Genomic DNA, 12,008 nt, shown 5'->3' with positions numbered 1-12,008 from the left:
TTATGTCGCGATGGAACACGCCTGTCCAGGATCGATACGGAACATGGCGATGACCACGACGGTCGGTTCTCGATACAAGATCGTGAAGTTCTCCGAGCGATGGAGAACTGTCCGGATAGTAGTTAAGAACTCGACGTTCACCGTACGAAAGAAGCAAATTCGTACTTGTCTGATGCGGCTCGCGCGATCGTCCATGGCCGTCGCTCCGCGTCGCGTCCATTGGCCCTGCATGCATTTGCATGCAGCCGGACACAGATCGGATGTAAAGGACTCATGCCATTGGTTCATTCAATTCTTTGCGCCCGTTCAAAGCCTCTGGAAAACGGCTCATCATTCCCGCGAACACGGGAACAACGGGCAAAAGACGCAGACGATCGAAACCCGGAACAGAAACTTTGAACTAGCGGACCATTGCGCCCTACGCGCAGCGCACAAAAAAAGAACGCCCCGCATTCGCGGGGCGTTCGCATCATCGGCATTGCAGGCGAATAGCGCCGCGTGTCGAACTCAGCCGGTGACCAAGGCCAAACCGTACTGGCTCAGGATCGGCCCCAGGCGCTCGAACAGGCTGGTGCGCTGCGAAGCCGGGAGGCCGCAGTTGTTGCCGTTGGACTGCACATTGCCGCCCGACATCACACCCTGCGCCTGACCGGCGCTGGTGATCCACGAACCGCCCGAATCGCCGCGGCCCATGCAGGCGTTGGCATTGGTCAGGCCGCGCACCGTGCCTTCGGCGTAGTTGGCGGTAACGTTCTTGGCGGTGATCGTGCCGCACCGATAACCGGTGGTGCGGCCCGAGCGGCAGACCGCCGCGCCGACCGCCGCTTCGGCGCTGCCGCGCACGGTGACGTAGCTGCTGCCGTTGACCACGCGCGGCAACAACGTCTGCGCGCTGGTCAGGCTGACCCAGGCGCGATCGTTGCCGGGGAACACGCGCCCGGCAAAGGTGCCGACCTGGGCGCCGCCGATGCGCGCGATCGAATTGACCGTGCCGCAATGACCGGCGGTGACGAAGCCCTTGGTGGCGCCGCGAGTAACCGAGAAGCCGACCGAGCACAAGTTCGTGTTGTTGATCGAGTACTCGATGCCGCCGATGATGTTGGCGGTGGTCTGCAACTGGCCCGGCGCGGATTCGATGCGCACCGCGCCGCTGTCGGCGCCGCTGAGCGCGACGAAGTCGATGCCGGCGTCGGTCGCGCCTTCATCGACCTTGACCACCACCGTATTGCTGCGCACGTCCACGTACCAGGTCTGCACGCCGGCGAGCGGCTTGCTGACGCCCTTGACCCGCGCGTGGGCGCCGGCGTCGAGCAGATCCATCGACTGCTGCAACCGCTTCAGGCTGTGGCGCACGTTGCGCACTTCCACGCCACCCAGCGTGCTGGACTTGCGCGCGCCGGCGGTCGCGGCGACGACGCGGAAACTGCCGTCGTCCTTGCGCTCGATCCAGCTGCCGGCGAAGTTGCCGCCGAACTCGCGCTCGATCGAGGCAGCCTGCTCGCGCGCGAGTTTTTCCGTTTGCAGGTATTGCGCGATTTGACCCGGGAAAATTCCCAGATCGCGTTGCATGGCGAATTTAAGTGCCGGGCTGACTTCCCCGGCAGCCAGGGCGGCACCGGAAGTAAGCGCGGCGACCGCCGCGACAGCGCAGAACACGGAAGCGCGCGCGAACGAACGGCGCGAACGGGATTTCGATACGGACATGCGAGGAACTCCTGATGGAAATCTGACATGAGATCGATGGAATGAAGCCGATCGGCTTCTCGACACCGTCGTGACGACAGTGGCCTCTCGTCGGCAAGCTCGCGCGCAATCCGGATGCGCGCACACGCTTGCGAGGCCATGCCAGATAAAAAGAACTTCGTGTCCCGCGCAAGCTCGCAGCCAAGGCGCGATCACACCCACAGTCCGAGGCGCGTCACAAGAACGCGCATTGGCATAAGCGAATGAACGAAACGCGGTGTCGACGCGTTATCGATGCACGGTTGTACGTAGCGATTTATTCCGGTGTTGCGACGCAGCGGAATCGATCGCGTTGCGATCAACGATGTCGCTTCAAGCGACCTCGGCGAAACCTGCCGATTCCGGCGGCTTCACGGGTCGGATCATAAATCTCAAGCCGCAACTCGATGCCGCGCTCACCAAGAAGATGCATATTTCGTGGCGAAATTACTAGTAAATCGTTCCTGGTTTCCATGAACAGACCGCAGTACAAATCGAGTTCGAAGCGCGATTGCAACGAAGTCCATAGCGCGGGATCGTGATTGAGCTGAGCGAACAACTCATCGATCTGCTCATCCAGATCGCCCGGGGTTCGCTGCTCCACTACCAGGTGCCAGGTTCCGGTTTTGGCGATTCGATTGGCACCGGTTCGAGCGTTCACCACGATCGTGTCGCCCTTGAGATGCGAAAACGATGGTCGCGCGCCGAGCACGTGGCTGAGTTCATCCGGAATCAGCTCGTCGCCCCAGATTCGCAGGCAAGCCGCTGTACGTTTCAGCAAGGACATCAGAGCGTATCCCAAACGGATTCACCGCCGACCCCATGTCCGCGGACGCGCCACTTCAGCGCAAACGCGGCGCGATAGCAATCGATTGGGTCGGGTTTGCGCTGTCGTGCGAGCGCATGCGCTCTCGCCGCAGCGGCGAGGACGCGCTGAGGCTGATACCGGCGCGGATGGTGGCGGCTTGCGCGGCGTTCGCGAACCTCGCCGCGCTGCAAATCGCCGCGGCTTCAATCCGTGCGCTTGAACTCGCTCACCAGCCACACGCTCAGCAGGCACAGCGCGAACAAGCCCGCGCCGCGGCTCAACCAGAACAGCGCCAGGGAAAAATCCGAACCGTGCGCCGGGGGCGGAATCGCGGCCAACGCCACCAGCGCCAGCGCCTGGGATTTACGTGAACCACGCATGGTGCACCTCCCGCGGCGGCCCGGATGGCCGCCTCACCCGACCTTACACCCATCCGCACTAGGCTGGCATGACCCGCGGCGGAACAAGCGACGGCCGGTATCGTGGCGGCGCGAGAATCGCCCGGGCGTGCGGATTCATGGTGTCGTTGGATGATGAAGCGATATCTCAACCTCAGCGGCGACTCGGGTGTGCGTGCGTATCTGCCCGGGCCGGATGCGATCGCGGTCGAGTTCCTCGACGGCTCGGTCTATCTGTACACCAGCGACAGCGCCGGCATCGACACGATCGCGCACATGCTCGAACTGGCCGAGCGCGGGCGCGGGCTGAGCGCCTACATCAGCCAGCACGTCGGCGATGCGTATGCGCAGAAGTTGCGCTAGCGGCGGCTCAAGCCAATACGCCAGCGACGAAAAACAGCCCGCGAACAACAGCGCGAATATCGGCGCACTGTCGGCCGCCGAAGCTTCCAGCCCTCGCGCGCCGCTGCGCGGCTACGTGCGCCAAGCGCGGATGGCCAGCGCTCAGGGATCGATCCGGATCGGAATCCCGTTCGGCACCAGACTCCACACTTCTTCGATCTGCTCGTTGCTCAGCGCGATGCAGCCGTCGGTCCAATCGCGCCGATAACCCGGCGGCGTGCCGCCGTGAATCATGATGTCGCCGCCCGGATCGACGCCGCGCAGACGCGCGCGCTTGCGATCGGCTTCGTCCGGATACGACACCCGCAGCGACAGATGAAAACGGCTGTTGGGATTGCGCCCGCTGATGCGGTAGTCGCCTTCGGGCGTGCGTTCGTCGCCCTGCTGGCGCTTGGGCCCGCTCGGCGCGTCGCCGAGCAGGATCGGGTAGGTGCGGATGACCTTGTTGTTGCGCAGCAGCTGCATGCGCCGCTCGGACTTGTCCACGAGAATGCGGTCGGCGCGCGCGGCGGCCGGCGCCATCGCCGGCGGCGTGCGCGCCCAGACCGGCGTGCACGCCAGGGCGGCGGCGAACAAACACAAACGCAATGCCTTCATGCCGGCAGCCCGCGCTGCACGATGACTTCGAAATCCAGATCGGCCGGCAAGGTGCCGAAACCCAGCCCATGCGCGCCGCCCAGGCGGCTGCGGCAGAACGCGTCCGCGCTGGGACTGTCGGCGACGAACAACAACGCCGACTGCAACGCCAGCGCCAACCGTTCCACCCACCCGCGCATCTGCGCTTCCTGCGGCGGCGCCTGCCCGCGCAACGCCGGCGCGAGTTCGTCGATGCGCGCATCCAGCGCGTCGTGACGGCCGCGCGCGCGTTCGAGCTCGGTCAACAGCGCGCGCCCAGCCTCGGGTTCGCGCGCGAGCGCGCGCAACACATCCAGGCACTGGATATTGCCGCTGCCTTCCCAGATCGAATTGAGCGGCGCCTGCCGGTACAGGCGCGGCAGTATCGATTCCTCGACATAACCGGCACCGCCCAGGCATTCCTGTGCTTCGTTGACGAAAGCCGGTGCGCGCTTGCAGATCCAGAATTTTCCGATCGCGGTGGCGATGCGCGCGAACGCGGCTTCGTGCGGATCGCGCCCGGCGCGGTCGATCGCGCCGGCGACGCGGATCGCCAGGGCGGTGGCGGCTTCCGATTCGATCGCCAGATCGGCGATCACGTTGCGCATCAGCGCATGATCGAGCAGCGGTTTGCCGAAGCTGCGGCGATGGCGCGCGTGATGCAGCGCCTGAGCCAGTGCCATGCGCATCTCGCCGGCCGAACCGAGCATGCAGTCCAGGCGCGTCAGCATGACCATCTCGATGATGGTCGCCACGCCCCGCCCTTCCTCGCCGATGCGCTGCGCCCAGGCGCCTTGGAATTCCACTTCCGAAGACGCGTTGGACCAGTCGCCGAGCTTGTCCTTGAGACGCATCAGCCGCAGCGCGTTCTTGCCGCCGTGCGGATGCCAGCGCGGCATCAGGAAACAGCTCAGCCCGCCCGGCGCTTGCGCCAGCACCAGGAAGCCGTCCGACATCGGCGCGGAGAAAAACCATTTGTGCCCGACCAGTTCGTACTCGTCGCCGCCGGGCCCGCCGATCGGCGTGGCCACGGTTTCATTCGCGCGCACGTCCGAGCCGCCCTGTTTCTCGGTCATGCCCATGCCGAGGGTGACGCCGGCCTTGTCGCCGCTGCCGATGTCGCGGCCGTCGTAATGCGGCGCGGCGGCCTTGCGCATCCACTCGCCCAGCGCGGGCGCGTGCCGCAGCACCGGCACCGCGGCGTGGGTCATGGTCAGCGGACAACTGGTGCCGGGCTCGACCTGATGGTGCAGATAGCTCAGCGCGGCGCGGGCGACGTGCGCGCCCGGGCGCGGATCGTGCCAGGACAGGCCAGCGACGCCGTGCTCGATCGCCGCGCGCATGATGGCGTGGTAGTTGGGGTGGAACTCGACCAGGTCGATACGGCGGCCGTAGGCGTCATGGCTGCGCAGGCGCGGCTTGTCGCGATGCGCGTCGAAGCTGAGCGCGTAGATGTCGCCGCCGGCCAGGACGCCGTAGGCGGCGAGCTGTCCGGCGAAATCGTCGCCGCCTTCGCGCCGCACCGCTTCGCGCAGCGCGGCGTCGTCGTTCCAAAGATCGCGCGGCGCGAACGGCGGCGGCTGGTTCTCGACCCGATGGGTGGCGAACGGGGGCAGCGTGTCCATCTACAGCTCTCCGTGCTGGGATGGCTGGATTCTAGTGGCAATGGATGAGGCGGGTGTGTGGCGGGCGGGTTTGCCGAATTTGGGGTTGTGGGCACGGTGTGCAGACCGAAGCACGTGGCACGGCAGCTTCCGCGCGCGGCCCCCACTCCGTCATTCCCGCGAACGCGGGAATCCAGTGACTTTGACGGAACTCGCACGAAAGTCGCTGGATGTTCGGCTACGCCGAAGTAAAGCGGAGCCCGCGTTCGCGGGAATGACGAAATGGAGGTGAGCGGCGAGAAGGCGAGAACCGGAACCACTTGCTGGAAATACCTGCGAGCTACCGCACCACGCGACAGCGCATACAACTCCTTACCAACGCCGCCACGCTACCAGCGTCGCAACCGCGCCCTACAAAAAAAGAAAGGCCCCGCCGAAGCGGAGCCTTGGAAACTGTCCGATACGATCGGGCCAGACATTGCCCCGAGGGGCAATGCGAATCAAACCACCGGAGCCACCTCGGACGCCTGTGCGCCCTTCGGACCCTGGGTCAGCTGATAGCTGACGCGCTGGCCTTCTTGCAGACTGCGAAAGCCTTTTGCGTTGATCGCGGAGAAGTGCACGAATACATCCGCGCTGCCGTCTTCGGGAGAAATGAAACCGAAGCCCTTGGCGTCGTTGAACCACTTCACGGTGCCGTACTGCATATCCTTATTGACCTCATGCTGGATGCGTTGACGTGCGTCGTCGCCGGATGTGGCGCGAGACGCAGTGCGAGTATGCAAACTGTGCCGTTGGATGACAACGGTTCAGCGTGACGGCATCGGGCACGTGATTTGAAGAAATTTCCGGCCACGTTTCTTACGCAGATTCGCATTTATGCGACTGCTGTCACCTATGCGGCGTCGAGCAACGCGCCCAGCAGCGCGGGCAGACCGGCCGATGCCACCGCGACGTTATCGAGCACATCCTGCAAGGTGATGACTTCATCCGGATCGGGACCGGCGCCCGCGGCCCAGTTGGCGACGATCGCCAGACAGGCGTATTCCAGGCCCATTTCGCGCGCCAGGCCGGCCTCGGGCATGCCGGTCATGCCGACCAGATCGCAGCCGTCGCGGCGCATGCGCGCGATTTCCGCGCGGGTTTCCAGGCGCGGGCCCTGGGTCGCGCCGTAGCAACCGCCATCGACCAGCGCCACGCCGGCCCGCGCCGCCGCCGCGATCACCGCCGCGCGCAAGCTGCGCGTGTAGGGCTCGCCGAAATCCACATGCAGCACTTCGGTGCCGGGCTCTTCGCACACGGTGGAGATGCGGCCCCAGGTGTAATCGATGAGTTGATCCGGACAACCGAGCGCGCGCGGGCCGAACCGTTCGGTAATTCCGCCCACCGTATTGAGCGCGAGCACGCGCTGCGCGCCGAGCGCCTGCAACGCGGCGAGATTGGCGCGGTAGTTGATCTGATGCGGCGGCAAGGAATGGCCTTCGCCGTGACGCGCCAGAAACGCGACGCGGCGGCCGCCCAGCATGCCCACCCGCACCGGACCCGACGGCGCGCCGTAACGCGTCACCGGCTGATGGGTCTGCACGTCCTGCAGTTCGGCGATGCGGTACAGGCCGGTGCCGCCGATCACGGCGAGGTCGATTTGGGAAGTCATTGCGGAAGATCCGGTTGGATGAAGCACGGAATCAGGGGATACGGGACATGAAGGGAGCGGAGGGATTCGCGGAAAAAGACGGTCGTGCAAGCCGGCAAAACGCTAACGCCCCATCCATTCCCGACTCCCTGCATTCCCGCTTGTCATTCCCGCTTCACTTCAAGGCATAGATCGCCGGCAAGTTGCGGCCCTGCTCATGGAAGTCCATGCCGTAGCCGAATACGTAGCGATCGGGCACTTCCACGCCGACGTAATCGGCGTGCAGGCCCTCGACGCAACGTCCGTGCGCCTTCACCGCGAGCGCGGCGATGCGCACCTCGGCGGCGCCCTGCTCGCGGCACCATTCGCGGATGCCGTTCAAGGTATGGCCTTCATCGAGAATATCGTCGGCCAGCAGCACGCGGCGGCCGCGCAGCTGCGTCGCCGGGCGGTGCTTCCAGACCAGGTCGGCGCCGGTGGTCGCGCCGCGGTAGCGGGTGGCGTGCAGGTAATCGAATTCCAGGTCCAGCCCGCGCTCGCCCAGCTCCATCGCCAGTTGCGAGGCGAACGGCATGCCGCCGTGCATGATCGTCAGATAGACCGGACGGCTGCCGGCGTAGTCGTTGCGGATCGTCACCGCCATGCGCGCGATCTCCCGCTCCAGGGTGCGGCGATCGAAGATCAGGTCGGCATTTTCCAGGGCCGAAGCCAGGTCGTTAACGCTCATCAAGCCAGTCCTTCCAAACGGGTGCGGGTTTCGCTGTAACGGCTGTCGGCGATCAGGCCGTCCCAGCCCATCGCGCCGCGGCCGATCAGGCCGAGCAGCGCGGCGGTGTTGAGGCTGCGGCCTTCGACCGCGGCAAGAGACTCTTCTACCAACTGCGGATGACAGACCAACACGACGTCGCAGCCGGCGTCCAGGTGCGCGTCGATGCGCGCCTTGACCCCGCCGACCGAGAACGCCGCGGCCATGCCGATGTCGTCGCTGAACACCACGCCGCGGAAACCCATCTGCGCGCGCAGGACGTCTTCGATCCAGTAGCGCGAGTAGCCGGCCGGTTCCGGCGCCACCGCCGGATAAGACACGTGCGCCATCATCACCGCGTCGGCTCGGGCGTCGATGCCGGCCACGAACGGAATCAGATCGGTGGCGCGCAGTTCCTCCAGCGTGCGTGGATCGGCGGCCTGATCGAAATGGGTATCGGCGAGCACCGAGCCGTGGCCGGGGAAATGCTTGAGGGTGGCGGCCATGCCACGCGCATGCATGCCGCGGACGTAGGCGCGGGTGAACTCGGCGACGATCTGCGGATCGGCGTCGAAGGCGCGGTTGCCGATGGCGAGGTTGCCGCGGCCCAGATCGACCACCGGCGCGAAGCTCAGGTCCACGCCGCTGGCCTGGACTTCGCCGGCCATCAGCTGGGCGTGCTCTTCCGCGAGCTTCAGCGCGGCCTGGGGATCGGAGGCGTAGAGCTTGCCGAACACCTCCAGCGGCGGCAGCGCGCTGTAGCCGTCGCGGAAGCGCTGCACGCGCCCGCCTTCCTGGTCCACGCAGATCAGCTGCGGCCGCGGCGCGGCGGCGCGGATCGCCGCCGACAGCTCGGCGACCTGGGCCTTGGAAGCGAAGTTGCGGCTGAACAGGATCACGCCGGCGCAGGCATCGTGCTGCAGCCAGTCGCGCTCTTGCGCGGTGAGTTCGGTACCGGCGACGCCGATCACGAGCATGCGGAACTCCTGAAGGAGAAAACAGCGCGGTCTGCGCTGTGCGTATTGTCGCGCAGATGCGGCGGCGGGGCATCCTGCCGGGGTGGCGGGCCCGGGGCCGGCCCACGAGGCCTTTTACAGGGGGGCTTCAGCCCCGGCGCTCTTGGCTCAGATGTGGCGAATAGTCGTGACCTGAGCGAAAAGCATCGGGGCTGAAACCCCTCCCACAACAGACCTCGTGGAGTCGCTGATGAGGGCTTTGTGGGAGGAAGCTTCAGCCCCGACGCTCTTGGTTCAGAAGTGGCGAATGGCCGCGACCTGAGCGAAAGGCATCGGCGCTGAAGCCCCTCCTGCAAAAGACCTCGCGCAGCCGCTGATGCGCGGCTCAGGCCGCGCCGTCGCGCTCGGCCTGGGTCCACTGCGCATACGGCCGGGTCGCCAGCGCCAGATTGTAGTAACGCACCGAGTCGGTGACCTCGGCGCCGGCCCAGTCGGGCTTGGCGAATTCGGCGTCGGCGCTGGCCAGTTCGATCTCGGCCACGACCAGCCCGGCGTTGTCGCCGAGGAATTCATCGACTTCCCACAGATGCCCTTCGTACTGAACGTAATGGCGGCGTTTATCGACCATGCCGCCGACGCTGAGCGCGAGCAGGCCGCGCGCGTCCTCGACCGGGATCGGGTAATCGAATTCCTGCCGGGTATGGCCCAGCTCTCGCGATTTCAGATTGAGGAAGGCCTCATCGCCGGCGATGCGCACGCGCACCGAGGCTTTCATCGCACCGGTGTCCATCGCCGCCAGATCGTTGAGATACCCCTGCGCCATCGGCACGACCTTGTGCGCGGCTTCGCGCCAGGATTCGCCGATCACCAGGAATTTGCGTTCGATTTCGATGCCCACGAAAATTTCCCTGAAGAAACAAACAACAACCGGTTACCGCGCAAGCGCTGCCTCAGCGCTCGAACATCGCGATCGATTCCACGTGCGCGGTGTGCGGAAACATGTCCATCACCCCGGCCGCGCGCAGCTTCCAGCCCTTTTCGCGCACCAGGTAACCGGCGTCGCGCGCCAGCGAGGCCGGATGGCAGCTGACGTAGACGATGCGCTTGAACTGCTTGAGCGGCAGTTGCGTCAGCACGAAGTCGGCGCCCGAACGCGGCGGGTCCAGCAGCAGGCGGTCGAAGCCTTCGCGCATCCACGGCTCGCCGCTCAGATCCTTGCCCAGATCGGCGGCGTAGAACTTCGCGTTGGCCAGGCCGTTGTGCTCGGCGTTTTCGCGCGCACGCTTGACCAGCCCGGCTTCGCCTTCCACGCCGACCACTTCGCGCACGCTGCGCGCCAGCGGCAAGGTGAAATTGCCCAGGCCGGCGAACAGATCCAGCACGCGATCCTCCGGCTGCGGCGCGAGCAGATCCAGGGCGTGCTGGATCATGTGGCCGTTGAGCCCGGCATTGACCTGGATGAAGTCCAGCGGACGGAACTTCAGCTCCAGATTCCACTGCGGCAGCGTGAACGACAGCTGCGGATCGGCCGGCCACAGCGGGTGCACGCTCTCGATTCCGCCGGGCTGCAGAAACACGGCGAATTCGTTCTGGCGGGCGAAAGCGACGATGGCGTCGCGATCGTCCTGCGACAGCGGCGTCAGATGACGGAAGGTCAACGCGATGCCGCTGTGCGAATTCTCGCCGGCGTCCTGGCGATCGCCGCCGATGAATTCCACCTGCGGAATTTCGCGCCGCGCCTGCAGGCCGTCGATGAGTTGCGCGAGCGCGGAAATCTTGTCGCCTATCGCCGGAATCACGGTTTCGCAGCGGCCGATGTCGGCGACGAAACGCGGATCGGTCTCGCGAAAACCGACCAGGGTCTTGTCCTTTTTCTCGACCCGGCGCACCGAGAACCGGCCTTTGCGGCGATAGCCCCAGGCCGAATCGGTCAGCGCCGGCAGCACGCGCTCGGGCATGACGTGGCCGATGCGTTCGAAGTTTTCCATCAGCACGCGCTGCTTGGCGAGAATCTGCTGTTCTTCGGCCATGTGCTGCAAGGCGCAGCCGCCGCAGGTGCCGAAATGCACGCAGCGCGGTTGCACGCGATCGGCCGAGGCCTGCAGCACTTCCAGCGTCACCGCTTCGTCGAAGCTGCGCGAACGCGCGGTCTGCTTGGCCATGACGCGCTCGCCCGGCAACGCGCCGGCGACGAAGATGGCTTTGCCGGCCTCGTTGGGCGCCTTGGGGTCCACGCGCCGGGCCACACCGCGGCCGTCGTGAGTGAGGCCGGTGATGGCGACCTCGAAGGGGGTTTGATCGATGCGGGCCACAGCTGCTGGCAGGAATCAAAGGGGGCGCATTGTCGCATGCTCGGGATTGGCGATTCGGGATTCGGGATTGGCAAAAGCCGCCGCGAAGCCGCCAGATGCGCAAAAGCCCGCAAATGCGGGCTTTTGCTTGTCCGAATCGTGAATCTCGAACCCCGCCTCTTACTTACTTTTGCTTCCAGCCGCCGCCGGCATCCTGATACCACCAGCCGCCCTTGGCGCTGTCGACCCATTGCCGGGCGAACACCTGGCGGATCTGCGCTTCCCATTCCGGGTGGCCGTTGGCGACGGCGATCTCGCGGTAGACCGCGGCCGAATCGCGGCCCTGGTCGGCCACCGCCTGGTTGACGCCGACCCGGTCCGACAGCGGGATCTTGGAGGCGTCGCGCACGCTGACCGTGCCGTTGCTGGCGAAGCCGAGCGCGCCGGAGTCGAAGTGCGCGCGCAACTGGCCGTCGAAACGCTGCGCCATGCGCGACTGGATCGCCTGGATCGCCGGGGTCTTGATCGAGATGTCGGGCGACTGCGCCTGCGCGCTGCCGATGCCGGCCAGCGACAGCCAGTCGATGCGGCTGGCCAGTTGGCCCCATTCCAATTTGGGCGAGCTCAGGAAAGCGTTGCCGCCTCCGCCACCGGGCTTGCCGCCTTCCTTTGGAACCTCGGGCGCCTGCATCTGCGGTTGATCGCCGATCACCTTCTCCACGAACTCCTTGGCCGCTTCCTTGGCCTCGGCGGCCGGGAAGTAGACGTTGATCGTCACGCAAGCCGTCAACATCACGGCGGCGACCGGTACTCCCATCCAACGGCGCATGAGCG

At 65.8% G+C, this 12,008-nt stretch carries 13 protein-coding genes; 1 reads left to right on the top strand and 12 read right to left on the bottom strand.

The annotated features are described in order from the left end of the window. Positions 1 to 507: 507 nt before the first annotated feature. The 3 genes from LG3211_RS08050 to LG3211_RS26305 form a co-directional block, all read right to left on the bottom strand. Entirely contained in the window at positions 508 to 1,704 is a 1,197-nt protein-coding gene (locus LG3211_RS08050) for a S1 family peptidase (RefSeq protein ID WP_083512385.1), read from the bottom strand. Positions 1,705 to 2,041: 337 nt separating this feature from the next. Further along, complete coding sequence (locus LG3211_RS24765) at positions 2,042 to 2,509, bottom strand: DUF4279 domain-containing protein (RefSeq protein WP_083512384.1); 468 nt, start codon at positions 2,507 to 2,509, stop codon at positions 2,042 to 2,044. 224 nt (positions 2,510 to 2,733) lie between these two features. Continuing rightward, positions 2,734 to 2,910, bottom strand: coding sequence for a hypothetical protein (locus tag LG3211_RS26305; protein ID WP_187313151.1), 177 nt, complete (start codon positions 2,908 to 2,910; stop codon positions 2,734 to 2,736). A gap of 150 nt (positions 2,911 to 3,060) precedes the next feature. Here LG3211_RS26305 and LG3211_RS08045 point away from each other — a divergent pair, with 150 nt between their 5' ends. Further along, entirely contained in the window at positions 3,061 to 3,291 is a 231-nt protein-coding gene (locus tag LG3211_RS08045) for a hypothetical protein (protein WP_386790913.1), read from the top strand. A gap of 141 nt (positions 3,292 to 3,432) precedes the next feature. Here the strand turns inward: LG3211_RS08045 and LG3211_RS08040 are convergent, their stop codons facing one another. From LG3211_RS08040 to LG3211_RS08000, 9 genes are all read right to left on the bottom strand, one after another. Beyond that, positions 3,433 to 3,927, bottom strand: coding sequence for a L,D-transpeptidase family protein (locus tag LG3211_RS08040; RefSeq protein WP_148648797.1), 495 nt, complete (start codon positions 3,925 to 3,927; stop codon positions 3,433 to 3,435). Beyond that, a complete protein-coding gene (locus LG3211_RS08035; protein WP_148648796.1) occupies positions 3,924 to 5,570 on the bottom strand; it encodes an acyl-CoA dehydrogenase family protein in 1,647 nt (548 codons plus the stop codon). The genes LG3211_RS08040 and LG3211_RS08035 overlap by 4 nt, the downstream gene beginning before the upstream one ends. 479 nt (positions 5,571 to 6,049) lie before the next feature. Continuing rightward, entirely contained in the window at positions 6,050 to 6,256 is a 207-nt protein-coding gene (locus tag LG3211_RS08030) for a cold-shock protein (RefSeq protein ID WP_031373678.1), read from the bottom strand. 188 nt (positions 6,257 to 6,444) lie between these two features. After that, on the bottom strand, positions 6,445 to 7,203 hold the full coding sequence (locus LG3211_RS08025; protein WP_057942377.1) for an S-methyl-5'-thioinosine phosphorylase: 759 nt from the start codon (positions 7,201 to 7,203) through the stop codon (positions 6,445 to 6,447). Positions 7,204 to 7,357: 154 nt separating this feature from the next. Continuing rightward, complete coding sequence (locus LG3211_RS08020) at positions 7,358 to 7,909, bottom strand: hypoxanthine-guanine phosphoribosyltransferase (protein ID WP_057942376.1); 552 nt, start codon at positions 7,907 to 7,909, stop codon at positions 7,358 to 7,360. Continuing rightward, complete coding sequence (nagZ, locus tag LG3211_RS08015; RefSeq protein WP_057942375.1) at positions 7,909 to 8,904, bottom strand: beta-N-acetylhexosaminidase; 996 nt, start codon at positions 8,902 to 8,904, stop codon at positions 7,909 to 7,911. Before nagZ ends, LG3211_RS08020 begins: the two co-directional genes overlap by 1 nt. A gap of 364 nt (positions 8,905 to 9,268) precedes the next feature. Further along, positions 9,269 to 9,781 (bottom strand): CYTH domain-containing protein, encoded by a 513-nt coding sequence (locus LG3211_RS08010; protein ID WP_057942374.1) that lies wholly within the window; start codon positions 9,779 to 9,781, stop codon positions 9,269 to 9,271. 52 nt (positions 9,782 to 9,833) lie between these two features. Further along, complete coding sequence (gene rlmD / locus LG3211_RS08005; protein WP_057942373.1) at positions 9,834 to 11,207, bottom strand: 23S rRNA (uracil(1939)-C(5))-methyltransferase RlmD; 1,374 nt, start codon at positions 11,205 to 11,207, stop codon at positions 9,834 to 9,836. Between the two features lie 151 nt (positions 11,208 to 11,358). Further along, on the bottom strand, positions 11,359 to 12,003 hold the full coding sequence (locus LG3211_RS08000; RefSeq protein ID WP_057942372.1) for a DUF1318 domain-containing protein: 645 nt from the start codon (positions 12,001 to 12,003) through the stop codon (positions 11,359 to 11,361). Between the last annotated feature and the right edge of the window lie 5 nt (positions 12,004 to 12,008).

It is taken from the genome of Lysobacter gummosus (assembly GCF_001442805.1).
In the GTDB taxonomy this organism is placed as follows: domain Bacteria; phylum Pseudomonadota; class Gammaproteobacteria; order Xanthomonadales; family Xanthomonadaceae; genus Lysobacter; species Lysobacter gummosus.
This window is presented reverse-complemented; position numbering and strand designations above follow the sequence as displayed.

Bases quoted from the DNA above. Each gene is read 5' to 3' on its own strand.
- LG3211_RS08050 (WP_083512385.1), bottom strand. From the start codon at position 1,704: ATGTCCGTATCGAAATCCCGTTCGCGCCGTTCGTTCGCGCGCGCTTCC.
- LG3211_RS24765 (WP_083512384.1), bottom strand. From the start codon at position 2,509: ATGTCCTTGCTGAAACGTACAGCGGCTTGCCTGCGAATCTGGGGCGAC.
- LG3211_RS26305 (WP_187313151.1), bottom strand. From the start codon at position 2,910: ATGCGTGGTTCACGTAAATCCCAGGCGCTGGCGCTGGTGGCGTTGGCC.
- LG3211_RS08045 (WP_386790913.1), top strand. From the start codon at position 3,061: ATGATGAAGCGATATCTCAACCTCAGCGGCGACTCGGGTGTGCGTGCG.
- LG3211_RS08040 (WP_148648797.1), bottom strand. From the start codon at position 3,927: ATGAAGGCATTGCGTTTGTGTTTGTTCGCCGCCGCCCTGGCGTGCACG.
- LG3211_RS08035 (WP_148648796.1), bottom strand. From the start codon at position 5,570: ATGGACACGCTGCCCCCGTTCGCCACCCATCGGGTCGAGAACCAGCCG.
- LG3211_RS08030 (WP_031373678.1), bottom strand. From the start codon at position 6,256: ATGCAGTACGGCACCGTGAAGTGGTTCAACGACGCCAAGGGCTTCGGT.
- LG3211_RS08025 (WP_057942377.1), bottom strand. From the start codon at position 7,203: ATGACTTCCCAAATCGACCTCGCCGTGATCGGCGGCACCGGCCTGTAC.
- LG3211_RS08020 (WP_057942376.1), bottom strand. From the start codon at position 7,909: ATGAGCGTTAACGACCTGGCTTCGGCCCTGGAAAATGCCGACCTGATC.
- nagZ (WP_057942375.1), bottom strand. From the start codon at position 8,904: ATGCTCGTGATCGGCGTCGCCGGTACCGAACTCACCGCGCAAGAGCGC.
- LG3211_RS08000 (WP_057942372.1), bottom strand. From the start codon at position 12,003: ATGCGCCGTTGGATGGGAGTACCGGTCGCCGCCGTGATGTTGACGGCT.